General features: G+C 42.0%; 22 protein-coding genes and 1 other annotated feature. Of the genes, 8 read left to right on the forward strand and 14 right to left on the reverse strand.

Translation table 11 applies throughout. The features are described from left to right. Window positions 1-18: 18 nt before the first annotated feature. Window positions 19-561, reverse strand: a complete 543-nt coding sequence (locus ACY3ZI_RS06265; RefSeq protein WP_487376504.1) for a BAR domain-containing protein — start codon at window positions 559-561, stop codon at window positions 19-21. A 213-nt stretch (window positions 562-774) separates the two neighbouring features. Next, entirely contained in the window at window positions 775-2,358 is a 1,584-nt protein-coding gene (locus ACY3ZI_RS06270) for a TerC family protein (protein ID WP_036949673.1), read from the reverse strand. Between the two features lie 242 nt (window positions 2,359-2,600). Here ACY3ZI_RS06270 and gndA point away from each other — a divergent pair, with 242 nt between their 5' ends. The 5 genes from gndA (at window position 2,601) to ACY3ZI_RS06295 (ending at window position 8,223) form a co-directional block, all read left to right on the forward strand. Further along, entirely contained in the window at window positions 2,601-4,007 is a 1,407-nt protein-coding gene (gene gndA / locus ACY3ZI_RS06275) for an NADP-dependent phosphogluconate dehydrogenase (protein ID WP_108478980.1), read from the forward strand. Window positions 4,008-4,263: 256 nt separating this feature from the next. Further along, window positions 4,264-5,556 (forward strand): DKNYY domain-containing protein, encoded by a 1,293-nt coding sequence (locus ACY3ZI_RS06280; protein ID WP_487376508.1) that lies wholly within the window; start codon window positions 4,264-4,266, stop codon window positions 5,554-5,556. Window positions 5,557-5,643: 87 nt separating this feature from the next. After that, window positions 5,644-6,837 (forward strand): multidrug effflux MFS transporter, encoded by a 1,194-nt coding sequence (locus ACY3ZI_RS06285; protein WP_487376509.1) that lies wholly within the window; start codon window positions 5,644-5,646, stop codon window positions 6,835-6,837. A 128-nt stretch (window positions 6,838-6,965) separates the two neighbouring features. Then, entirely contained in the window at window positions 6,966-7,601 is a 636-nt protein-coding gene (locus ACY3ZI_RS06290) for a CatB-related O-acetyltransferase (protein ID WP_487376511.1), read from the forward strand. A gap of 199 nt (window positions 7,602-7,800) precedes the next feature. Further along, window positions 7,801-8,223 carry an FxLYD domain-containing protein gene (locus ACY3ZI_RS06295; RefSeq protein ID WP_211885002.1) on the forward strand — a complete coding sequence of 141 codons (423 nt, stop codon included), beginning with the start codon at window positions 7,801-7,803 and terminating at the stop codon, window positions 8,221-8,223. Window positions 8,224-8,278: 55 nt separating this feature from the next. On the opposite strand, the gene ACY3ZI_RS06300 is transcribed toward ACY3ZI_RS06295, so the two are convergent. The 11 genes from ACY3ZI_RS06300 to hisG all read right to left on the reverse strand — a co-directional run bounded on the left by ACY3ZI_RS06300 (window position 8,279) and on the right by hisG (window position 17,526). After that, window positions 8,279-8,707, reverse strand: coding sequence for a YbaK/prolyl-tRNA synthetase associated domain-containing protein (locus ACY3ZI_RS06300; RefSeq protein WP_249215424.1), 429 nt, complete (start codon window positions 8,705-8,707; stop codon window positions 8,279-8,281). A 189-nt stretch (window positions 8,708-8,896) separates the two neighbouring features. Then, window positions 8,897-9,337: a hypothetical protein gene (locus ACY3ZI_RS06305; protein ID WP_211885004.1), complete on the reverse strand. Its 441-nt coding sequence runs from the start codon at window positions 9,335-9,337 to the stop codon at window positions 8,897-8,899. Continuing rightward, window positions 9,330-10,223 carry an endonuclease/exonuclease/phosphatase family protein gene (locus tag ACY3ZI_RS06310; protein ID WP_211885005.1) on the reverse strand — a complete coding sequence of 298 codons (894 nt, stop codon included), beginning with the start codon at window positions 10,221-10,223 and terminating at the stop codon, window positions 9,330-9,332. Before ACY3ZI_RS06310 ends, ACY3ZI_RS06305 begins: the two co-directional genes overlap by 8 nt. 226 nt (window positions 10,224-10,449) lie before the next feature. Continuing rightward, the gene (hisIE, locus tag ACY3ZI_RS06315) at window positions 10,450-11,061 is read right to left on the reverse strand and encodes a bifunctional phosphoribosyl-AMP cyclohydrolase/phosphoribosyl-ATP diphosphatase HisIE (protein ID WP_132494404.1); all 612 of its coding nucleotides are present in this window, start codon (window positions 11,059-11,061) and stop codon (window positions 10,450-10,452) included. Continuing rightward, window positions 11,055-11,831 (reverse strand): imidazole glycerol phosphate synthase subunit HisF, encoded by a 777-nt coding sequence (hisF, locus tag ACY3ZI_RS06320; RefSeq protein WP_487376521.1) that lies wholly within the window; start codon window positions 11,829-11,831, stop codon window positions 11,055-11,057. Before hisF ends, hisIE begins: the two co-directional genes overlap by 7 nt. Then, window positions 11,813-12,550: a 1-(5-phosphoribosyl)-5-[(5-phosphoribosylamino)methylideneamino]imidazole-4-carboxamide isomerase gene (gene hisA, locus ACY3ZI_RS06325; protein WP_211885007.1), complete on the reverse strand. Its 738-nt coding sequence runs from the start codon at window positions 12,548-12,550 to the stop codon at window positions 11,813-11,815. Before hisA ends, hisF begins: the two co-directional genes overlap by 19 nt. 5 nt (window positions 12,551-12,555) lie before the next feature. Then, entirely contained in the window at window positions 12,556-13,149 is a 594-nt protein-coding gene (gene hisH, locus ACY3ZI_RS06330; protein WP_323085249.1) for an imidazole glycerol phosphate synthase subunit HisH, read from the reverse strand. After that, entirely contained in the window at window positions 13,149-14,216 is a 1,068-nt protein-coding gene (gene hisB, locus ACY3ZI_RS06335; RefSeq protein ID WP_487376526.1) for a bifunctional histidinol-phosphatase/imidazoleglycerol-phosphate dehydratase HisB, read from the reverse strand. The genes hisH and hisB overlap by 1 nt, the downstream gene beginning before the upstream one ends. A gap of 13 nt (window positions 14,217-14,229) precedes the next feature. Beyond that, complete coding sequence (gene hisC, locus ACY3ZI_RS06340; RefSeq protein ID WP_487376527.1) at window positions 14,230-15,300, reverse strand: histidinol-phosphate transaminase; 1,071 nt, start codon at window positions 15,298-15,300, stop codon at window positions 14,230-14,232. A gap of 3 nt (window positions 15,301-15,303) precedes the next feature. Then, window positions 15,304-16,620, reverse strand: coding sequence for a histidinol dehydrogenase (hisD, locus tag ACY3ZI_RS06345; RefSeq protein ID WP_211885009.1), 1,317 nt, complete (start codon window positions 16,618-16,620; stop codon window positions 15,304-15,306). Between the two features lie 6 nt (window positions 16,621-16,626). Then, the gene (hisG, locus tag ACY3ZI_RS06350) at window positions 16,627-17,526 is read right to left on the reverse strand and encodes an ATP phosphoribosyltransferase (protein WP_211885010.1); all 900 of its coding nucleotides are present in this window, start codon (window positions 17,524-17,526) and stop codon (window positions 16,627-16,629) included. A gap of 40 nt (window positions 17,527-17,566) precedes the next feature. Then, window positions 17,567-17,694, reverse strand: a sequence feature (His leader region). 252 nt (window positions 17,695-17,946) lie between these two features. On the opposite strand from hisG, the gene ACY3ZI_RS06355 reads away from it, so the two are divergent. Continuing rightward, window positions 17,947-18,771, forward strand: coding sequence for an SDR family oxidoreductase (locus ACY3ZI_RS06355; RefSeq protein ID WP_487376531.1), 825 nt, complete (start codon window positions 17,947-17,949; stop codon window positions 18,769-18,771). Between the two features lie 41 nt (window positions 18,772-18,812). On the opposite strand, the gene ACY3ZI_RS06360 is transcribed toward ACY3ZI_RS06355, so the two are convergent. Beyond that, window positions 18,813-19,436, reverse strand: a complete 624-nt coding sequence (locus ACY3ZI_RS06360; RefSeq protein ID WP_487376533.1) for a glutathione S-transferase family protein — start codon at window positions 19,434-19,436, stop codon at window positions 18,813-18,815. Between the two features lie 283 nt (window positions 19,437-19,719). On the opposite strand from ACY3ZI_RS06360, the gene ACY3ZI_RS06365 reads away from it, so the two are divergent. Together ACY3ZI_RS06365 and ACY3ZI_RS06370 are read left to right on the forward strand one after the other, a co-directional pair. Next, window positions 19,720-20,925: a serine hydrolase gene (locus tag ACY3ZI_RS06365; RefSeq protein WP_487376535.1), complete on the forward strand. Its 1,206-nt coding sequence runs from the start codon at window positions 19,720-19,722 to the stop codon at window positions 20,923-20,925. Between the two features lie 270 nt (window positions 20,926-21,195). Next, window positions 21,196-22,758, forward strand: a complete 1,563-nt coding sequence (locus tag ACY3ZI_RS06370) for a coiled-coil domain-containing protein (RefSeq protein WP_249216033.1) — start codon at window positions 21,196-21,198, stop codon at window positions 22,756-22,758. Window positions 22,759-22,801 lie beyond the last annotated feature (43 nt).

Consider the following 22,801-nt stretch of genomic DNA (forward strand, 5'->3'; position numbering starts at 1 on the left):
ATAGAGACAATAATCAGATTATTTATGTCCGTAATCCTTGTAATCTTGTGCTCTTATTGCTGCGATATCTCTATTTATTTTAGTATTTTTACTGAGTTCAGTATTAGATACATTCTTGCGCGATATTTCATTTTCAATGGTATTAATTTTGTTTTTATTTTCTGAAATTGCAGCATTCAGTTTTGTGAGTGTTTCTTGTTTTGAATGATGATGCTTATATGAAGTGCTATCTAATTTGTCTTGATATGCTTGGATTGAACTTGTAAGTTTTGTTAGCTGATTTTTGATGCTTGCAGGGTCTTTTTTCCATGATGGCGTACGGCTATCCATCATGCGGTCAATGCTAGATTTAATTTGTGTTAATGCCGTTGAAATATCCTTTTTCAGATTTTTAATTTCTTTTAAATGAACAGTTTTTTTACTTTCCCCCTTTTGAGGGTGCTGGATTGAATCATTTTTCACATTCGTTGCTAACTGCGGAAATGTCATTGTATTTCCAGCCAAATTCGTTGTGCTTACACGGCGCAGTTGAACTGGTTGGGTGTTATTAATTATAGTCATAGGTAGAGCCTCATTAAAGATTGGTTATTAAACGATTTGAATTATTCAACACGCAAATAATTTTCTCTTTAAAAAAACGCCACTACTTTTATTAATGGTTATACGGCAGCAATTCTTTCGACAAAAAAATACCGGCTCAATATTAAGATAAAAGCCGGTATTTAGATTGTATTAATCGTGACTTGTCTTAATCACACATTGCATTAACTAAGATTAGTCATCCACATAATCGTAGCCATCACCTACTGGTGCTGGTGGTGTAATCAAAACTTTATTCACGCGATGGCTATTCACCTCAAGGGGCTGGAAAATACAGCCATTGATTTCGACTTGCTCACCCACTTCTGGAACGCGTTGTAAATGCTCCATTAAAAGACCCGCGATGGTTTCATACTCGCGCTTATCATCCAGCTCCATTGGGATATACATAATTAAATCTTCCAGTGGCATAAAGCCATTGGCAATCCATGTACCATCGTCCAATTTTTGAATGTCATGGCGGGAGTCATTTTCTTCATCGCCAACGGGTAAATTACCTGCGATAGTTTCCATCACGTCGGTTAATGTCACGATACCTTCGACTGAGCCGAACTCATCGACCACAAATGCAAAGTGGGTATGTGCTTTACGGAACTGTTCTAACGCTTTTAACAGTGATAAACCTTCAGGGAAAATAAGCGGCTGAGTAACCAGCGCACGTAAATTCAGTTGTTCACCACTAAGTTGCTGTTTGACTAAATCCAGCACATAAACCACGCCAATCGGGTCATCACCGATACTTTCATCGACAACAACAAAACGTGAGTGTGGATTTTTTTCCATCAGTTCAATCAGTTCTGCAGACGATTTGTTAATATCCAAATAATCGACGTCGTGGCGGGACGTCATAATACTTTCGACGTTACGTTGCGCCATACCCAATACACGAGCAATCATTAAGCGCTCTTGTGGGTCAAACACAGATTGATTATCGGAGATTAAATCAGAGGTTCTTGCGTCTAATTCACCACGTTCAGTTTTACCACTTAAAATACGTAAGACAGCTTCTGCGGTACGTTCACGCAGAGGACGGCTACCTTTTAAGAATTTACGGCGGTTAAACTGCGCAAACTGGTTGAGCATCTCTATCATGATAGAGAAACCAATCGCTGCATACAGATAACCTTTTGGAATGGCGTAACCAAAACCTTCAGCCACAAGGCTGAAACCAATCATCAGTAAGAAGCTTAAGCACAAAATGACGATGGTTGGGTGCGCATTAACGAAGCTGGTCAGTGGTTTACTTGCCCAGATCATTAACATCATGGCGATAGTCACCGCTGCAACCATAACGCCAATATGGTCAACCATACCGACCGCAGTGATCACGGAGTCCAATGAGAACACCGCATCCAATACGATAATTTGCGCGACAACCGCCCAGAAATTGGAGGTTTTACGTTGGTTATTGGTATGTTCGTCCTTTCCTTCTAACCGCTCGTTTAGCTCCATGGTGGCTTTAAACAAGAGGAATATCCCCCCGATAAGCATTATCAGGTCTCTGGCGCTAAATGGATGCTCAAATAGAGTTAGAATAGGTTGGGTCAGCGTGATCAACCATGAAAGGCTGAATAACAGGATGATACGCATTACCAGGGCACACGTTAACCCTGTGATACGAGCTCTATCACGCAGTTTAGCTGGGAGTTTATCGGCCAGAATGGCGATAAAAACGAGGTTATCAATACCAAGAACGATTTCAAGAACGATTAGGGTAGCTAAACCCGCCCAAATCGAAGGATCTGCGATCCATTCCATACAGTTTGTTTTACCTTCTGATATGACGGCTTATACCGACTGGTGAATAATGAGGTTTGTTGACTTAAATATCAATAAAAATTCATTCAAGTAGCGTGATATTTGGCAAAAAATGATTCGATTAGTTTATCGATTGCATCAATAACTACCATGGAGCATCATCCTGAGTTAACATGTGATCCCGTTAACAGAATGTCAGCACAATCGAGGCTGACTTGGTCCTAATCAGACAGGAGTTTTTCATGTCAAAGCAGCAGATTGGTGTTGTCGGAATGGCAGTCATGGGTCGCAACTTAGCCCTGAACATCGAAAGTCGCGGTTATTCAGTCTCTATTTTTAACCGTTCAAAAGATAAAACTGATGAAGTCATTGCCGAAAATCCAGGGAAAAAATTAGTTCCCAACTACACGATTGAAGAGTTTGTCGACTCTCTGGAAAAACCACGCCGCATCCTGTTGATGGTTAAAGCGGGTGAAGCAACAGACAAAACTATTGCTGCATTAACGCCACATTTAGACAAAGGCGACATTTTAATCGATGGTGGTAACACGCTGTACAAAGACACTATCCGTCGTAATCGCGAATTGTCAGAACAAGGATTCAACTTCATCGGTACAGGTGTTTCCGGTGGTGAAGAAGGCGCACTGAAAGGCCCTTCCATCATGCCTGGTGGACAAAAAGAAGCTTACGAATTAGTTGCCCCAATCTTAAAAGAGATTGCTGCGAAAGCGGAAGGCGAACCGTGTGTGACTTACATTGGTCCAGACGGAGCCGGTCATTATGTGAAAATGGTTCACAACGGTATCGAATACGGTGACATGCAGTTAATCGCAGAAGCTTACTCTTTATTAAAAGGTTCTCTGAACCTGAGCAATGAAGAGCTGGCGGAAACGTTCTCTGAGTGGAACCAAGGCGAACTGAGCAGCTACCTGATTGAAATTACAGCGGATATCTTCAAGAAAAAAGATGAAGAAGGTAAATATCTGGTTGATGTGATTTTAGATGAAGCAGCTAACAAAGGTACCGGTAAATGGACTAGCCAAAGTGCTTTAGATCTTGGCATCCCACTGACTTTGATCACTGAATCTGTCTTTGCGCGTTATATCTCTTTCCTGAAAGACCAACGTGTTGCAGCATCTAAAGTTTTAACCGGTCCGGTACTGAAAACGGTTGAAGGCGATAAAAAAGTCTTTATCGAGAAAGTACGCCGCGCACTTTACTTAGGTAAAATCGTTTCTTACGCTCAAGGCTTCCAGCAATTGAAAGCAGCGTCAGATGAGTACAACTGGGATCTGAACTACGGCGAAATCGCGAAAATCTTCCGTGCTGGCTGTATCATCCGTGCACAGTTCCTGCAAAAAATCACTGATGCATACAATGACAATGCGCAGATCGCAAACTTGCTGTTAGCACCTTACTTCAAGCAAATCGCAGATGAGTACCAACAAGCTCTGCGTGATGTTGTCTGCTACGGCGTTCAAAACGGTATCCCAACACCAACATTCTCAGCGGCTATCTCTTACTACGATAGCTACCGCTCAGCGGTACTGCCAGCGAACTTAATCCAAGCGCAGCGTGACTACTTTGGTGCTCATACTTATAAACGTACTGATAAAGAAGGCGTTTTCCACACTGAGTGGATGGAGTAAGAATAAACCGCAAGGTTATCTTCCGTAAGTGAAAAAAGGTGCTCAATCGAGCGCCTTTTTTATTTTTAACTTTTTAGACACTTTCAGACTTCGAGTATTTCTTTCCTCACGCTTTTCCCGTTGAATACCCAGACAAAAATAGATTAAAAAAACAGAATAGGTATTTCACAGCATGAAATCCAAAACGATAAGTTTAATGGTAGTTGGCGTCACTCTTCTCGTCTCGATAGCGCTTATATCAGGAATGATATTATCGATGAATGACGAGCCGTATCATGAAGTCGACAGTAAGGGCGAAAAAGTCGGTTACAGTATTTACGTTATTTATAATGATAAAGTTTATGCGAGTGTGCCGAGCAATGGCTTTTATCTGATGAAGGATGCCGATCCTGCGAGTTTTAAATTATTACCGGAAGGCACTTATTATGAGGGCCAGTTTGCGATAGATAAAAACCATGCTTATTGTGGAAACTTGGAAATCCCTGCATTTAATCCGAACAGTGCAAAATCGCTGGGAAATAACTATTTTACCGATGGAAATCAGACCATATATTGTTCAATGGGCTCAGTAAGGAATTATGAGCTTTCAACAATGGATGAATTATTTCAGTCTTGGTTATATGGCTGGGATTTAGGGGATAAACCGCAAACCTATATTTACCCGATGAAACCACTTCCTGCATCATCGACGCCATATCAATCATTATTGTCACGTTATTTGGCAACAGATGGGCAGCGCGTTTTTTATCAAGGCGAATATATGCCAGATGCTGACCCTGCGAGCCTACAGGATATTGGTACGCTACAAGATGATAATTCTGTACGAGATAGCCTTCATTTTTATCGTGATAATCTGAACGTCTATTATGACCAATATAAATTGCCAATAAAGAGCCATTCTGGTTTATACAGCTTGATATTGGATGGCTTATTTCAAGAGGGGTATTTGATTGATCCGCAATCAGGCAATGTTACGATGAATGATATTGTATTTCCTGAGCAGCACGCTCCTTATCAGCTAATAAGCCGTAATGGTCAGCATGTGAATCAAGCATTATTTTTATCGAAAGATGGCGTATTTTTCTATCATAGAGAAAAAGAAATTATTGTTCGAGCAGGGGCGAATCCATTTATTGACGGTGAATTAAAGGAAATAGCTCCCTTAGTATTCACTCATAATAACCAAACTTATTATCTACAGGATTCTGAGATTTGGGGAACCAATAAAAATCCGGGGTTAATTTCACGGAGTACAAAAATTTATCGTTTCAATGAGACGAATAGCGCACCTTGGGAAAAGGTGGGGGATTTAGATCATCACAGATTTGGTCAGGTATGGAAAAAAGGGAATGAATATTATTATTTTGACAATTTAGGCTCTACCCAATTAATTCGATATACCATTTATCGGATCGATAACCAGCGTACCGTGAATCGTTTATTGAACGAAAGGTTATTACCAAGAGATATTCGTGTGTTGATTGATAATGATGATTTACAGCCAATAAGAGGCACTGAAGTCGTCCACGCCATTACCAAGTATCGATAAGATTCGATATCTATACAGAAATTCTGATATTATCGATAGCCATTTTCAAAATCGCTATCGATAACTCACCTGTTCAGAATCGGTCATATGCATAAATTTCTCGCTTTATTATTACTTTTAGTCCTATTAGGGCCTCTTGGGATAGACCTGTATTTACCGACTATTCCTGCTATCGCTAAAGATTTAGGGAGTAGCGAGTCAATAATCCAATCGACCATTGGATTATTTATTTTAGTCTTAGGGATTGGACAGCTAATTTCAGGACCCCTAGTCGATAGATTTGGTCGCAAGCCTATCGCTATCATTGGGTTAGCGATTTATTTGGCTGGCTCCATTGTCGCCGCATTTTCAACGACGGCAGGGTTATTTATTGCTTCCCGGTTGTTACAAGGAGTGGCTGTATGCTGCACCTCCGTGGTGGCATTTAGCTGTGTCCGTGACCGTATGAATGGGACTGAAGCCGCACGAGCATTTGGTTTTTTAAACGGAACACTCAATATTGTGCCTGCCTTGGCGCCCTTATTAGGGGGACTGCTGGCGGAAGCGTGGGGATGGCGAGCGCCATTTTGGTTCTTGGCGATTTACGCTGTGGCAATTTTCTTGCTGATTCTATTTTTCCTACCAGAAACACGCCCAGCCAGTTTACAGCAGGTTAAAAAGCTTCAATTTAAGAGCTATTTTCGAATTTTAACCAGCGAGTATTTTTTGATTTTCGCGTTAGTCAATGCCGGCGCAATGGGCATGGCGCTGACGTATGTCTCTCTAGCTCCTAGCGTATTAATGGGGGATGCTAAGCTATCGCCTCTCGCATTTTCAATTGTCTTTGGTGTTAATGGTTTCTGGATCATGCTGGCGAGTTATATCGCGAATTACTGCATTCGAAAAATGGGGCGTCCAGCGTGTTTATCTATTGGTAGTGTCATGATGGCACTCGGCTGCATCGGTTTATTATTCGGTTTGATGGTGCTTTCACCTGAAACACAAACCCATTGGTTAGTGTATATGCTGCCAGTAGCCTGCGCCTGTACAGGGCTTGCCTTTATGATGGGCACTGCGACAAGCTATGCGTTAGAGCCATTTGGCAATGAAGCCGGAGCGGCTTCGGCATTAGTCGGGTTCGTGCAAATGGCGGGTGGCGCAGTATTAGGGTTATGTGCAATTGCGTTACCAATCGCCCCGAAATTATCCCTTGCGCTGGTGATGCTAGCGGGATGTATTTTCGGATTAGTTGCAAGAAAAACCAGTATAAAACGTGCCGCTGTAATAGAAAAAATAGAGTAACCGATATGATGAATAATCCATTATTAAAGCAACCGAGGATCGGTTAGCGGTGATGTAGTGTGAACGCAATTACATCACCATAGAATGCGTTCTATGGTAATTAAATACTGATTTGAAGGTTATTTACCATGAAAAATAAACATTGGTCGAAAACGCAGTTATTACATGAAGTTGTTCAAAATCCCAATATCCATATTAAAGGGTGCCACAGTTATTATAGTGACTGTTGGGATGACGGTTTTGAACAGTCTGTCGTGCGTTATTTGCAAGGCGATGAACAGAGTCGAGATTGGCAATTAGCTTGGAATGTAGACCAACTCTATATTGGCGATTATGTGTGTATTGGGGCTGAAGCCGTTATTTTGATGGGGGGAAATCATACCCATCGATTAGATTGGTTCTGCTTGTATCCTTTTCTTGAGCATATTGAAGAAGCCTATATTGGTAAAGGCGATACCATTATTAGCGATGGCGTTTGGATTGGAATGCGGGCATTTATCATGCCGGGCGTTCACATAGGCGAAGGTGCGGTGATTGCGGCAAACAGTGTTGTGGTTAAAGATGTGGCGCCTTACACCATTGTTGGTGGTAACCCGGCAAAGCCCATTAATACGCGTTTTTCCCCTGATGTAATAGAGCAATTATTAGCGTTGAAGATCTATGAATGGCATGAAGATAAATTCGAAGCATTGAAAGTGTTTATTTGCAGTTCGGATTTTCAGGCCTTAAAAGAGGCTAGCGAGCAGTATGACCAAACTCATTAATGGCTTATAGTGCTTAAAATTCATTTTTTCAATTTAAAGGGTTATCGCGAGATAGCCCTTTTTAGGATTAATTACCCATCATTTTGTGACTACCGCAGTTTTTTTATTATCATAATACGAGTACGTTAATTAAGCAGTCAGGTGTTAGGTTTGCTCATGCAGTATCAAACTCATGCAGTTTTAATTTGAGTCAACGCCTATGAAAAAATTAACTTGTCGTATTTTTCATTTACTGGCTTCTTATCGTTCTATTTTGTTGGTTTCCATTATTAGTAGCTATTTTTCTTCTTTTCTTTATGCATCCTCGGAAAAAGCGGTCGCATATCCCGCACCGATTAATATCAGTCAGATTGAAATTAAATATAATGATCAACTGGATTATCCTGAGATAATTGGCAACATTACGAATGTTTCAAATGTTGTTTTATATCAGACCTATATTAGATTTGAACTACTGAAGGATGGCGTGTTTATTGGGGAAACAAACTATAGGGTGACTAGCTCAATTAAACCAAAACAAACGGTAAATTTCATTGCTACTATTCCAGATTATGATGTTATACCCAATGAGCAGATTGTTGTTGAAACCATTGCTGCCTATTATTTGGATAAACCGCGTTGAGTATCATTTAGGAGCCAGCTGATGATGGTGGCTCCTAATCAATCAGTGTGATGAGTTATTCATCATCTGTGCGAATAAACTCGACTAAAGTGGGTGACGCGATACGCTGGTAATCTTGGGTATTGAGAATAATTGAGCGCTCTAGGCTTCCCGCATTAAACGCGAGTTCATCAAAGCGGGTAAACAGGTAGGGGTCAGCGATAAGCTTCAGTGATGGATGAAAGCTAAATGGCGGGATAGCGCCGAAGACACAGTGGGTGAGTTCATCGACTTCCTTCGGGCTAGCTAATGAGGCACGAGTACCGCCAATGGCTTTGGCAATTTTACTTAAATCTGCTTGTTGATCAGCAGGTAAGATGGCTAAAACATGCTGGCGAATACCATTTCCTTTCACATGACAGACTAACCCTTTAGCGCCTTGACCTAGCTGCGTTCCGCGGATTTTTGCAACTTCTTCAGATTTTCCCGCCGTTGGGTGTTCCATCACGCGATATTTTGCATTTTGGCTATTTAGTAATTGGGTTAACTGTGTAAAAACGTCATTGTCAGACACAACGAGCTCCTTCTAAAGTCCACATCAAATGAAGAATGATAGCAAGTTCATCCTGTTGGAACTAGGTGTACTCTGGATGTTAAATGGAACCATACTTAAAATTTTAGATGAATATGTGTATCAATAGCACGTATCTCGGCCTTTAAATATATTAGCAATCATCATGGATGACTTAGGGTGAGTAATGATATTTTTAAGCGTTATTTTTAATGTACTGATGTCATTACATGAAAATTCTTCATTATCATATTTTATTAGAACAGGAAATCCTAACTCCCTATTGATGGTGTAAGCGCATAACGTATTTTTGATGGAATCATTTTCGCTGTTATTCAATATGACAGCTTTGTCATAACTAGAGACTGAATTGCTTAACCGTGAAAGCGTATCTGCTTTAGGTTGATTTTCAATGCTGATACAAACAATGCTATTTGTTGATTTTTCTATTAGTTTAAAAATAGAAATTATTTCATTCTCAATGTTTTCTTTTAATACAATTACATTCAGTGACTTTTCTAGAGCTGTTTTTAATAGAGCTAAAATATCATCATGGTTATTCATAATTTAATCCGCAAAAAATAGGATAGTGATCGAAATTATTTAAATAAATATTATCTATGATTTTATTATTACTATCATTAATTGTTCTGTGACAGTCAATACTATCAATGTCAAGTTTAATTCCAGTTGATTCTGTTGAAACAAAAGTAGAAGAAAAAAGCATTTGGTCGAAGACATACCAGCGATTTAATGAAGGGCTGCTATGAAAGTAAGTACCTATGTTGTTATATTGACCATCAGCTAATATTTTCCAAAATGGATTGAATAGTAACCGCTTTTTTTTATTAATAATGTGAAAATCTCTTGTGGCAAAGAGTTTTTTTCTTAATGCAACGGAGTAAGGCTGAGTATTGTAGTCACCCATACAAATAATTTTAGTATTGATATCCAAACTTAACATATTATCGATATCTTGGCGTATATAAGTCGCAATATTCTCACGGATAGATTCATTGTTTCTTAGTTTTGATGGCCAATGAGATAAATAAAAAATAATAATATCATTGTTTTTTATTTCTTTAAAAACAGCTTTAACACCAGCACGTAATGATTTTCCGTCAGGCTGTGTTTTTGTCAAATAACTGTGATTGACATATTCCAATTTCTCTGAGCTATAAATAATAGCAATATCAATAATAACGTTATTGACTTTACTGCTTAAATTAATAAACATTCGTTTTGTCTTTTTTGCAATATGAGATAGGAAAACGGATTCGTTTTCTGAAACTTCGCATAAGGCAAAAAAATCTAAGTCTCGTTGGTTTAAAAATTGAGAAATATAATTTTCTGCTAGCGTAATGACACCATTTATTTTTTCATTTCTTTGTTTGATAGGCGGGGAAATGCCAATGTTCCACCATCCCAAGTTAAGCGTTTTTATATCCATATTAAATAATCACCAGTAATCCAATATTGGCTCATATTGAAATGAGTAATCTATTGATATTGAATGAATTTAAAATTAGCAGTGATGGATGATATTCAATATAACGCTATCGTCAATGCGGTTTTCATAAGGCTGTGATGAGGAATGATCGAAAAGAAAGGTTTTACTTTATATTTCAGTGAGTAAAAAGAAAAAGGCGCTTAATAATGCCAGCGCCTTAAGCAAGTTACTGATGGCGCTCTTTCAAACGTTTGATAATAGCAGTTAAATCAAGGTCTTGATCTTGCAGTAAAACCATTAAGTGATACATCAAATCGGCGGCTTCGTTAGTTAGCTCTTCGCGGTCATTAACCGTGGCAGCGAGTGCGGTTTCAACGCCTTCTTCACCTACTTTTTGTGCAATACGCTTGGTACCGCTAGCATACAGGCGGGCCGTATATGAACTTTCTGGTGAGGCATTTTTGCGCTCTTTCAGTAAGGTTTCTAATTCATATAAAAAGCCCCATTCGCTTTGAGCCGGCGCAAAGCAGCTGGTGGTGCCGTTATGGCAGGTGGGACCATCAGGTAGCGCCATGGCAAGCAGTGTATCGTTATCGCAGTCAGCAACAATATCCACCAAATTCAGAAAATTGTTGGAGGTTTCCCCTTTGGTCCACAAACGTTGTTTGGTGCGAGAGAAAAAGGTGACTTTACGACATTCTAAGGTCACTTTCAGCGCTTCTTGGTTCATATAACCCAGCATCAGAACATCGCCAGAAATAGCGTGCTGGACGATGACTGGCATCAGGTTATCGACTTTTTGCCATGCAAGCTGATTACATTGTTCTGTGGTTAACATACTCTTATTTGAACTCCATTTTCTGCTAAGTACTGCTTTAAGTCACCGATGTTAATAATCTGCTTGTGGAACACCGAAGCGGCTAAAGCGCCATCGACGCCAGCGTCAGTAAAGGCGTCTAGGAAGTGGATTTTTTCCCCTGCACCGCCGGAGGCGATCAGTGGAACTTGGCACACTTCACGAACTTTTTTCAGTTGTACCAGATCGTAACCTTGACGTACACCGTCTTGGTTCATCATATTGAGAACAATTTCTCCAGCGCCACGCTCCTGAACTTCTTTCACCCAATCAAGGGTTTTCCAGCGGGTTTGGGTGGTGCGCTTTTCATCGCCAGTGAATTGATAAACCAAATATTCGTTTGTCTCTGCATCAAACCATGTGTCGATACCGACCACAATACACTGAACGCCAAAGCGATCAGCCAGACGGCTAATCAGCGTAGGGTCGGACAGCGCAGGGGAGTTGATAGAAATTTTATCCGCACCAAAAGAGAGGATTTGCGCGGCGTCTTCGACGCTTTTGATCCCACCCGCAACGCAGAATGGAATGTCAATCACTTCGGCCACTTTGGAGACCCAGCTTTTATCGACAACACGCCCGTCAGACGAGGCAGTAATATCATAGAACACTAACTCGTCAGCACCTTCTTGGGCATAGCGTTGAGCCAGTGGGACGATATCACCGATGATTTCATGGTTGCGAAATTGCACCCCTTTAACCACTTGTCCGTCACGGACATCCAAACAAGGAATTATGCGTTTTGCCAGCATTGGATTGCCTCCGTTACGGTAAATTTACCTTCTAATAATGCACGACCCACAATCACGCCTGCTGCGCCAGAAGCTGGCAGTGCGGCGATATCGTTTAAATTACCAATTCCGCCAGAGGCTTGTACCGCGATATCAGGGAATTTTTGGCTGATTTCGCGGTATAAATCCACATTGGAACCCGCCAGCGTGCCATCTTTGGAAATATCGGTGCACAGCACATGTTTTAAGCCATAAGGGCGATACATTTCAATGGCTTGCTCAAGGGATAAGTTTGAGTTTTCTTGCCAACCACTAATGGCAATCTCTTTGATACCTTGAGGATTAATACGCACATCCAGCGCCAGTACGATAGCGTCGCCACCATAACGTTGGAACCATGTTTTGACTAACTCTGGTTGGGTCACTGCCGTCGAGCCAATCACCACGCGAGTCGCCCCTGCGTCCAACAGCGCTTTGACATCTTCTTCAGTACGAATTCCTCCCCCAACTTGCACTGGAACGGTCACGCCTGCCAACAGTTTTTTCAGTAGGGGAATTTGGCGTTTCTGTGGATCTTTAGCCCCAGTTAAATCCACTAAGTGCAGCAATTTTGCCCCTTGCTTTTCATAATCTTGTAAGCGAGGAAGTGGGTCTGTGCCATAGTCCGTTTGTTTGGCGTAGTCCCCTTGATGTAAACGCACCACGGTGCCATCAATTAAGTCTAATGCTGGAATAATCATGGTTTTTACATCTCCAAGAAGTTTTGGATCAAGCGAGCACCCGCAGCACCCGAACGTTCTGGGTGGAACTGCACGCCATAGAAGTTATCTTTATTCACGGCACTACTAAACAGGTTGCCATATTGTGTTTGCGCGATGGTGTTGGCGGAAATAGGCATTGAATAGCTGTGTACGAAATAAAAATAGGCATCGTCGCTAATTCCCTTAAACAGGGGATTGCCCGCGAGTGCTTTCACTTGATTCCAGCCACTGTGAGGGACAGGTAAGCCGTTTGCATCCATTTTGCGAACGGGGCTGTCGATCAATCCTAACAATGGAATTTCTGTTTGACCTTCTTCACTGATACTGCCGAGTAATTGCATACCTAGACAGATACCCAAAACAGGTTGGGTTAGCGCTTTAATTAACGGAATGAGTTCACGCTCTGCCAGTTTTTCCATGGCGGCGCTGGCAGTGCCAACACCCGGTAGAAAGACTTTATCTGCTTGTAAAATAGTGTTGGTATCGCGGCTCACGGTTGGCTCATAACCTAGGCGCTTAACGGCATAGGCGACGGACGCTAAGTTTGCGCAACCAGTATCGAGGATCACAACTTTCATTACAGAACTCCTTTCGAACTTGGCAAGGTATCCCCTTCAACGCGAATCGCTTGGCGTAAGGTACGACCAAAGACTTTAAACAGGCTTTCCGCTTTGTGGTGATCGTTTTTCCCTTTCGTTTTCAGGTGTAGCGTGCAGCCCATCGCATAGGATAACGAACTGAAGAAGTGCTCGATCATCTCAGTACTCAGGTCGCCAACACGCTGATATTTAAATTCTGCTTTGTATTCCAGGTGCGGACGTCCAGAAATATCCAGCGCGCAGCGTGCTTGGCATTCGTCCATCGGTAATACGAAACCAAAACGGGCAATGCCACGTTTGTCACCAAGTGCGACGCGTAGTGCTTCGCCTAATGCCAAGCCGGTATCTTCGACGGTGTGGTGATCGTCAATGAACAGGTCGCCATTAACTTCAATGCGTAAGCGGAAGCCGCCGTGGGTGGCGATTTGATCCAACATGTGGTCAAAGAAGCCAACGCCAGTGTTGATTTTGCTACCGCCTTCTTGGTCAAGCCACACTTCTACTTGGATGTTGGTTTCTTTGGTTACGCGTTCAACTAAGGCATAGCGGTTACGTTTAGTGAGTTGATTGGTGATGGTATTCCAGTCCAGCTCTTTGGAACTGTAACGTAGCCCTTTAATTCCTATATTTTGGGCGAGCTGAATATCTGTCTCGCGGTCGCCGATGACATAGCTGTTTTCGATATCGAGAACACCGTCTTTGAGGTAGCTTTCTACCAGCTTAGTTTTTGGTTTGCGACAGCCGCAATTGTCTGCAGGCATGTGTGGGCAAATCAGCACATCATCAAAACGGATACCTTGAGATTCAAATACCTGCATCATTAAATTGTGTGGTGGATTGAAATCTTCCGTGGGGAAGCTCTTGGTGCCTAAACCGTCTTGGTTGGTGATCATTACTAAGCGATAATTGGCTTTTTGCAGTGCTAATAGGCTTGGAATGACATCATTTTCAAAGGCGAGCTTACTGAGGCTATCCACTTGATAATCTGTCGGTGGTTCAGTAATTAATGTTCCATCACGGTCGATAAAAAGAATTTTCTGGCTCATGATTATTTCCTAATTAGCAAAGTGCTTTAATCGCTTCAATAACACGGACGTTTTCAATTTCAGTACCAATGGTGATACGCAGGCAGTTAACCAGCCCCGGTTGCTTGCTTTGGTCGCGTAAAATAATGCCTTGATCCCACAGGGCTTTAAACACTTTCGCGCCATCGGTAAAACGCACCAGAATATAGTTGGTTTCACTTGGGTAGACGGTTTCAACGACAGACAATTCACGTAAAGCTTCTGAAAGCGCAATGCGATTATCGCGAATTTCTAACACGCGTTTTTTCATGATGGCGATGCCATCAGCATTCAGGGCTTTTTCCGCTATCAGAGCCACAGGGGTAGATAGCGGATAAGGGGCGATGACTTTCAGTAAAACTTCAATCACTTCAGGGGATGCTAAGGTAAATCCACAGCGTAAACCTGCCAGTGCAAACGCCTTTGATAAGGTTCTTAAAATCACTAAGTTCGGGTATTTGGCAAGCCAGCTAGCGACGCTAAATTCAGGGCAAAATTCAATGTAAGCTTCATCGACAACCACCAGCGCACGGTCAGCCGCCATTTCTAATACTTCCAACAGCGCTTTATTATCGATGATGTTGCCCGTTGGGTTATTTGGGCTACAGATGTAAATCAGCTTGGTATTCGATAAGTTTTCGCGGATAGCGGCGACATTCAGTGACCAATCTGGCAACGACAGAATTTTTTTCTGTTCTACACCAAAAGTTTCTGCGCTGACGCTGTACATACCGTATGTTGGTGGGCAGAACATCACTGCGTCTTTACCGGGCTCGCAAAATGCGCGGATTAATAATTCGATAGATTCATCAGCGCCACGGCACACCAATACTTGTTCAGGAGATAACCCAGCATAGGCGGCATAATTGTTAATCACGCCGGCAGGTTGTGCCTCTGGGTAACGGTTAAGATTACGCTCAATAAACTGATAATCTGGCGCCGTTGGGTATTCGTTGGCATTGAGCCATACATCCCCATTCCCTCCAAGACGACGAGCAGACATATACGGGGTCATTACTTTTACATTTTCGCGTGCAAGGCTGGCTGCATTAAACGTCTGGCTCATGGTTCACTCCTGATTTTGTTTTTTTAGTTCGGTGACTCGTAAGGTAACGGCGTTTTTGTGAGCAGTCAGCTGCTCCGCTTGAGCCAAAGTTTCTATGGTGTTGGCTAATCCTAGTAACCCTTGAGCCGACAGTTTTTGGACTGTCATTCGCTTCATAAAATCGGCTAAACCAAGGCTTGAATAGGTTGATGTGTAACCATAAGTTGGTAATACGTGGTTGGTGCCTGAAGCGTAATCCCCTGCGGATTCTGGCGACCAATCTCCTACAAATACCGATCCTGCACTGGTGATGGACTCAACCAAATCATCGGCATTGCGAGTTTGCAAAATCAAGTGTTCAGGCCCGTAGCGGTTACTGATTTCAACACATTGGTTGATAGAGTCCGCGATGATCACTCGGCTTGCGCTAAGGGCTTCACGGGCAATAGATGCACGAGATAACACCGCAAGTTGCTTTTCGGTCTCTTCAATAACGCGCTGTGCAAAATCCGCGTCGTCGGTGAGTAAAATGACCTGAGAATCTGGCCCGTGTTCTGCTTGGGAGAGCAAATCTGATGCCGTAAATGCAGGGTTAGCTTGGCTATCGGCAATCACTAATACTTCGGATGGCCCCGCAGGCATATCAATGGCTGCGCCTTGGTAGCTTTGGCTAACTTGGCGTTTGGCTTCCGTCACATAGGCATTGCCGGGTCCAAAAATTTTATCAACACTCGGAATGCTTTGGGTACCAAATGCCATTGCAGCAATAGCTTGGGCGCCACCGACTTGGAAAATGTCAGTGATACCGCACAGTTTGGCTGCATATAAAATTTCGTCTGCAATCGGTGGAGGCGAGCAGAGAATAATGTTGCGGCATCCGGCGATATTTGCAGGCGTTCCCAGCATCATGACAGTAGATAGCAATGGTGCGGAGCCGCCCGGAATATACAGCCCGACAGAATCAATCGGGCGGGTCACTTGTTGGCAAACCACGCCAGCTTGAGTTTCAACGGTGATCGGCGCAGGTTTTTGGGCTTCATGGAAGCGGCGAATATTGCCAATCGCCGTGTTCATTGCCGCTTTAATGTTATCGCCAAGGCGAGCTTGGGCTTCATCAACGGCTTCTTGTGAAACACGAACAGAGGTAATGTCTGTTTTATCAAAACGTTGGCTCAGGGCGATGAGGGCAGCATCTCCCTCTGTACGCACTTGGTCAATAATTTGACTGACTGCGGCGCTAATGTTGCCAGAGGCGGCAATAGCAGGGCGCATCAGTAAAGCTTCTTGCTGCTCTTCAAGGCAGTCTGACCAGCGAATTGGTTGATTGAATCCCAGTTCCATGGCGAATTACTCCATCATTTTTTCAATTGGTAAAACAAGAATTGAACTTGCACCCAAGGATTTTAGTTTTTCCATGGTTTCCCAGAATAGGGTTTCTGAGCTGACCATGTGCATGGCAACACGGCTTTGGTCGCCTGCTAATGGCAAAATAGTTGGTCGCTCAGCACCTGGTAACAGGGAAATAACTTCTTCTAAACGGTCACTTGGCGCGTGTAGCATGATGTATTTTGATTCGCGCGCTTGGATAACCCCTTGAATACGCGTCATCATGCGGTCAATTAACTGTTGCTTATCGGCAGACATTTCCCCGTCACGCTGGATTAAGCACGCTTTTGAGCGGTAGATGACTTCCACTTCTTTTAAGCCGTTTGCTTCAAGAGTGGCTCCTGTCGAGACGAGGTCACAAATCGCATCCGCTAAGCCAGCGCGAGGGGCAACTTCCACAGAACCATTCAGTAAGCAGGATTTAAATTTCACGCCTTTCTCATCGAAATAGCGCTTAAGTAAGTGCGGGTAAGAGGTGGCGACACGGGAGCCATTTAAACATTCTGCGCCCGTATAATTGAAGTCTAATGGGGCAGCTAAAGAGAGGCGGCAACCACCAAAATCAAGGCGGCGTAAAGTGGTAAATTGCGGATTTTCACCGCGAGCTTGGCGGCTTAAAACTTCTTCTTCAAGGACGTTTTCGCCGATGATACCGAGGTCAACTACACCGTCCATTACCAGCCCTGGGATATCGTCATCACGTACACGAAGTAAATCAATAGGCATATTTTCTGCATAAGCAATCAGTCGCTGCTGTTGTAAATTGATTTTAATGCCGCAGCGAGCCAGTAGCTCTCTTGACTCTTCGCTTAGACGTCCTGATTTCTGTATTGCGATACGTAAACGTGATTTGTCCAACATAATTTTGCTCCACATCCCAAAAATATCTTTTTGATTAATAATAAAAAAACCCTCGGAAGATAATCTTCCGAGGGTTTTCTCAATTCGCATTTCAGCCACCGGAAGAGTCGTTGATCGTCTTCCAGCACACATCGCCCGAAAGACTAATCAGGATGATGGTGATGATGATGGTTGCGTGAAATACGAGTCATAATAGCTTCCGTTTAGTTATTTGGATAATTGCTTAAACATTCAATACTAATCAAGCTATCCGATTTCACACTATGAATGCAACCCTTTTTTTCAAAATAACTCATAATAATTAGTTCCCGGTTTTTTATAGTGATTAATCCCTTGGAAAATAGCTTCGGAAGTTGAATGATTTTCAGCTAATCTATGAGGCATTGATGCAATCACTTTCTCAGGATGCGGGACAGTCTTATGAAAAAAATCACCATTATTGGTTTAGGTTGGTTAGGGGTTCCTTTAGCGAGTCGCTTGATGTCGCAGGGAATGACGGTCGCAGGAACGAAAACGAGTTTGGATGGTGTTGAAGCTGCCAAAAGGGTGGGTATTGACTGTTATCAACTGCAATTGATGCCAGAATTACAATGCGATACCGATGATTTGAGTGAATTAATGGAGGAGGCGGATGTGATGGTAATTTTATTACCACCATCAAAAGTCAGCCTTTCTGAGTATATTGTGGCGATTGAGCAATTAGTTGATAGCGCAATTAGCTATCAAATTCCTCGGGTTATCTTAACATCATCGACTTCTGTCTATGGTGATGTGGATGGCGTCATTAATGAAAATGCACCGTTACTTGGCGAAACAGCCTCAGCACAAGCGTTAATTGCGGTTGAGCAATGGCTGCATGACTTACCCAATATTCAGGTGGACGTACTGAGATTAGCCGGTCTTGTGGGTGAAAAGCGCCATGCAGGGCGCTTCTTAGCAGGTAAACAACAAGTCAAAGGGGCTAATCAGCCAGTTAATATGGTGCATCAAGATGATGTGATCGCCGCAATTTTGCTGTTGATCCAGCAGTCTAATGGTGGGCATACCTATAATTTATGTGCGCCTGAGCACCCGACGCGTCGGCAGTTTTACACTGAAGCAGCAAAATCATTAGGCTTAACACCGCCAGAATTTGCGCTTGAAGAGCATGAGGCTGCGGGGAAAACAATCGATGGAAATCGAATTTGCCAAGAAATGGGGTTTGAGTATGAGTTTACTCACCCACTTTATATGCCGATGAGTTAAATGAAAACCGTGGCGCTCAATACGAACGCCACGCTAAATGCTTATTTGATAGGTAACATCACAATTTCTTGGAATGCAGGGCGCTTGGTCAGTGTTTGATACCAGCACTCTAAATGAGGAAATTCAGGGCGTTCTGTCACAATTTCATGCCATGGGTAGAACAGTGGCGCAATGGCAATATCCGCAATACCAAATTTATCTCCGCTAAAATAGGCTTGAGTCGCCAGAGTATCATCCGCAATTTTCAGCAGCTTTTCGATATTTTGATAAATGACTTTGGCTTGAGCCGGGTCTCTATCCGCTTCAGGAACGCGAACGATTTTGTTCATCATCTGCTTGATATGGTCAAACAAATTAGCGCTGCTCCAATCCATCCATTTATCTGCCGCTGCTTTTTCTTGCAGATCAGTTGCTAACAATAGGTGAGAATGATCATACTTTTCCGTAAGGTAACGTAAAATTGCATTGGATTCCCACAGGGTAAAGCCTTCATCCTGTAAAGTTGGAATTGTGCTGTTTGGATTCATTTTCTTATATTCAGGTGTATCAACACCACCGAATGGGCCACCAACATCTTTTTGATTATAAGGAATATTCAGCTCTTTCAAGCACCACAGTACTTTTTTCACGTTTGAAGAGTTAGTACGTCCCCAGACAGTTAACATTGGAATCTCCCATGACTATGTTTTAACTTAAAGACGGTATTTTTGACCTAAACAAGATAGATGAAATTAATGAATTGAGAAACTTTATTATTTATTAATTGCGGTGGTCATCATCACTTATTTTGTTTAGGGTATGGGGGGATTTTAATTAGCGTAATATTTTGCAGTATCTCGATGAATTTGACTGCATTTTTGGTTTCTAGTGAATATTTTATTAAACATGGTTTGATTGTGATGAACGCTTTGAATGGTAATAGCAACACTAATAGTAAAGGAGTAACCAATGAATAAAACAACATTGTCCTCAGCAATTCGAGGAACAGGTATCGGATTCAGTCTATTCGTTGTGATGAGCACAAGTAGTTATGCCGCTCAGACACCAGTTGCTCCACAAGTTGACGCAAAAGCGTTTGTATTAATGGATTATAACAGCGGTAAAATTTTGGCTTCGGGTAATCCTGATGAGCGTTTGGATCCTGCAAGTCTAACCAAGATCATGACCAGTTATGTGGTCGGGCAAGCGGTCAAAGCAGGAAAAATTACGCCGCAAGATATGGTGACAGTGAGTGAAGCCGCATGGGCGACAGGAAATCCGATTTTAAAAGGGTCTTCCTTGATGTTCTTGAAACCGAAAGACCGTGTTTCGGTGTTGGATTTAAATAAAGGCGTGGTAATTCAATCTGGGAATGATGCCAGTATTGCCTTGGCTGAGCACGTTGCGGGGAGTCAAGAATCTTTTGTTGACCTGATGAATGGCTACGTCCAAAAAATTGGCTTAACCAATACCCATTTTAAAACCGTACATGGTTTAGATTCTGAAGGGCAATACAGTACCGCTCGGGATATGGCTGTGTTAGCGCAAGCGCTGATCCGCGATGTGCCTGATGAGTATGTATTGCACAAAGAGAAAGAGTTTACGTTCAATAATATCCGTCAACCTAACCGTAACCGTTTATTGTGGAGCCAAAATCTTCATGTTGATGGCGTGAAAACAGGGCATACTAGTGGTGCTGGTCATAACCTAGTCGCATCAGCAACTGATGGTCCTATGCGCTTGATTTCGGTAGTTTTAGGTGCGCCAAGTGACCGTGTTCGTTTTTCTGAAAGCGAAAAGCTGCTCACTTGGGGCTTCCGTTTCTTTGAAACAGTGACGCCGATTAAAGGGGATGCTGTTTTACAGAAACAACGTGTTTGGTTTGGTGACATTTCAGAAGTGCCTTTAGGGGTCGAAAAAGATGTGGCAGTGACTATTCCAAAAGGTCAGCTACAAAACCTAAAAGTGGACATTAAACTAGATAATGATTCCATTGAAGCACCTTTAGCATTGAACCAAAAGGTGGGCACAATTAACTTTATTTTGAATGGTGAAGTGATTGAACAGCACCCATTGGTTGCAAAACAAGCTGTAGAGGAAGCGGGGTTTATCGGTCGTATTTGGGATTACATCATGAAAACCATTACTGGCTGGTGGAATGCCATTTTTGGATGATTAAAACCTAATTATAAAATTAATATATGGAGACCTCTTTATGAGGTCTCTTTTTTTTGTAATGAATAACATTAAATAAACTTACAGATAAACTTCAATTGAAATATTTCCAATTCAATTTAATAATCATTTTAATTGTTTGAGTGCTAACTATTTTACTATTATTTAAATATCAATGGTTGAAATTATCTCATGCAATTTCATAATATATTTATTAATTTAATTAATTGAAATGGAGAATTATCAATGGGCATTTCCATGGAAGAAAGAATGCATCAGCTGTCCTTACAAAAAAATACCAAAGGGATTGGGGAAAACAGTGTTAATGGTGGTCGTGCGGATAATCGCGGTGAAAATAGTGGCGTTATGAAATCCGGTGATGCGATTGATTCTGGTAAAGGGGGCGGTTCTGTAGATGGCGGTAATACATTAAACCTGCATACTAACAATCATATAATGCAAGGTGGGCTTGCGCGTAATAATGGTGTTAACAATGGGGACGTTGAGGGGGGAGATAGTACCAACTTTGGTTTAAATAACAATGAACTTAATGGTGGTTCCGCAACGAATGAATTTGGTTCTGTTAACCATGAAAATTCATATATTAAAGGCGGTAATGCTATTCGTGAGTTGCAAAGCGGTATTGAAAAATACCAAGGAATGCAAAAGCAATTGGCGGAGGCAAATAAAGAAATCACTCGCAAAACTAATGAGTTGTCAGCACTGAAAAAAGAAATTGCATCACAAAAAGTAGAATTGCAAAAACAGCAGCAAGCATTAGCAGATCAAGCTTCTCAATCAAAAGACACGCAAGATAAGCTGAATGCGGCGCAACAGCTTCTTGCTCAAAGTGAAGAAGAAAAGCAGTCATTAAATAATGAACTGATGAAGGCTAAAGGAGATGTGAATCAACTTCGCTCTGATATGAAAGCTCAACGTGGTGAAATAGACAAACTCAAAGCTCAGGTTGATGCGGGCAAGCAAGAGATCAACGAGCTGGAAGTTAAATTAGATAAGACGAGTGGTGATAAAGAGAAACTCGAAGAGCGCTTAAAAGTCCAGCAAGATCGTAATAAAAAACAAGAAGAAAAAATTGCTGAAATTCAAGGTAAGATTGGTGACAAACAAAAAGAAATTGCCGCTTTGAATGACAAGCTTGCAGATGAAGGAAAAAACCAAGCGGGTTTAAATGCTAAAATCCAGCGTTTAGAAAATGATATTGACAACTTAAAGAGCATTTTAGATAAGAAAGTTGAAAAAGAGTCTGAGAGCGGCTCTAAGGTTTCTCAACTGCAAGAAAAAATTAGCGTTTTAGAAGCAGAGAAAAAAAAGTTAGACTCTCTATTGCAAAACGAACTTCACTCTTACACCAAACTGGCTGAAGAATATCGTCTCTTTGAGGAGTCCGTTAAAACAGACATGGAAAAATTTGACCGGATAGAACTGGTGTTTAACAAAATGGGTGGTTTGGTAAATGAAGGTCAAGATATCTTAATCAACTCACCTGAAACTACGACAACGACGTATACAACTACCTCGTACTCTCGTGAGACAAAAACATCAGAGGGTCGTTCATCTGCTGGATTTGCACAAAATTCAGGGGATAATTCAGGCTCTATTCGTGGTGGTGATAGCATTAGTAATTCGTATGTGAAAAATGAGGTGAAGTTTGAGATTGATAGTGATCAGCTCGCCAATAAAATAGCGGAAGGGGCGAGTGCTTTCACTCAAACTATTGAAGAAGTTGTTTTAGATGCTGGGAGTTCAGTTAAAGGCGCTGTCGATACTGTTAGTGTATTAGTCTCAACGAAAACACCATATCAAGTCTGGTAATAGTACTTAGCCAGCAATCAAAAGGCCTGCATTTGCAGGCCTT

This window comes from Providencia sp. LY12 (assembly GCF_057621555.1).

Excerpts from the sequence above, each read along its gene's own strand:
- hisA (WP_211885007.1), bottom strand. The coding sequence starts at position 12,550 with ATGATTATTCCAGCATTAGACTTAATTGATGGCACCGTGGTGCGTTTA.
- hisG (WP_211885010.1), bottom strand. The coding sequence starts at position 17,526 with ATGTTGGACAAATCACGTTTACGTATCGCAATACAGAAATCAGGACGT.
- ACY3ZI_RS06290 (WP_487376511.1), top strand. The coding sequence starts at position 6,966 with ATGAAAAATAAACATTGGTCGAAAACGCAGTTATTACATGAAGTTGTT.
- ACY3ZI_RS06370 (WP_249216033.1), top strand. The coding sequence starts at position 21,196 with ATGCATCAGCTGTCCTTACAAAAAAATACCAAAGGGATTGGGGAAAAC.
- hisB (WP_487376526.1), bottom strand. The coding sequence starts at position 14,216 with ATGAGCCAGAAAATTCTTTTTATCGACCGTGATGGAACATTAATTACT.
- gndA (WP_108478980.1), top strand. The coding sequence starts at position 2,601 with ATGTCAAAGCAGCAGATTGGTGTTGTCGGAATGGCAGTCATGGGTCGC.
- ACY3ZI_RS06280 (WP_487376508.1), top strand. The coding sequence starts at position 4,264 with ATGAATGACGAGCCGTATCATGAAGTCGACAGTAAGGGCGAAAAAGTC.
- ACY3ZI_RS06295 (WP_211885002.1), top strand. The coding sequence starts at position 7,801 with ATGAAAAAATTAACTTGTCGTATTTTTCATTTACTGGCTTCTTATCGT.
- hisD (WP_211885009.1), bottom strand. The coding sequence starts at position 16,620 with ATGGAACTGGGATTCAATCAACCAATTCGCTGGTCAGACTGCCTTGAA.
- ACY3ZI_RS06365 (WP_487376535.1), top strand. The coding sequence starts at position 19,720 with ATGAATAAAACAACATTGTCCTCAGCAATTCGAGGAACAGGTATCGGA.
- hisH (WP_323085249.1), bottom strand. The coding sequence starts at position 13,149 with ATGAAAGTTGTGATCCTCGATACTGGTTGCGCAAACTTAGCGTCCGTC.
- hisIE (WP_132494404.1), bottom strand. The coding sequence starts at position 11,061 with ATGTTAACCACAGAACAATGTAATCAGCTTGCATGGCAAAAAGTCGAT.
- ACY3ZI_RS06305 (WP_211885004.1), bottom strand. The coding sequence starts at position 9,337 with ATGAATAACCATGATGATATTTTAGCTCTATTAAAAACAGCTCTAGAA.
- ACY3ZI_RS06270 (WP_036949673.1), bottom strand. The coding sequence starts at position 2,358 with ATGGAATGGATCGCAGATCCTTCGATTTGGGCGGGTTTAGCTACCCTA.
- ACY3ZI_RS06265 (WP_487376504.1), bottom strand. The coding sequence starts at position 561 with ATGACTATAATTAATAACACCCAACCAGTTCAACTGCGCCGTGTAAGC.
- ACY3ZI_RS06310 (WP_211885005.1), bottom strand. The coding sequence starts at position 10,223 with ATGGATATAAAAACGCTTAACTTGGGATGGTGGAACATTGGCATTTCC.
- ACY3ZI_RS06355 (WP_487376531.1), top strand. The coding sequence starts at position 17,947 with ATGAAAAAAATCACCATTATTGGTTTAGGTTGGTTAGGGGTTCCTTTA.
- ACY3ZI_RS06300 (WP_249215424.1), bottom strand. The coding sequence starts at position 8,707 with ATGGAACACCCAACGGCGGGAAAATCTGAAGAAGTTGCAAAAATCCGC.
- hisC (WP_487376527.1), bottom strand. The coding sequence starts at position 15,300 with ATGAGCCAGACGTTTAATGCAGCCAGCCTTGCACGCGAAAATGTAAAA.
- hisF (WP_487376521.1), bottom strand. The coding sequence starts at position 11,831 with ATGCTGGCAAAACGCATAATTCCTTGTTTGGATGTCCGTGACGGACAA.
- ACY3ZI_RS06360 (WP_487376533.1), bottom strand. The coding sequence starts at position 19,436 with ATGTTAACTGTCTGGGGACGTACTAACTCTTCAAACGTGAAAAAAGTA.
- ACY3ZI_RS06285 (WP_487376509.1), top strand. The coding sequence starts at position 5,644 with ATGCATAAATTTCTCGCTTTATTATTACTTTTAGTCCTATTAGGGCCT.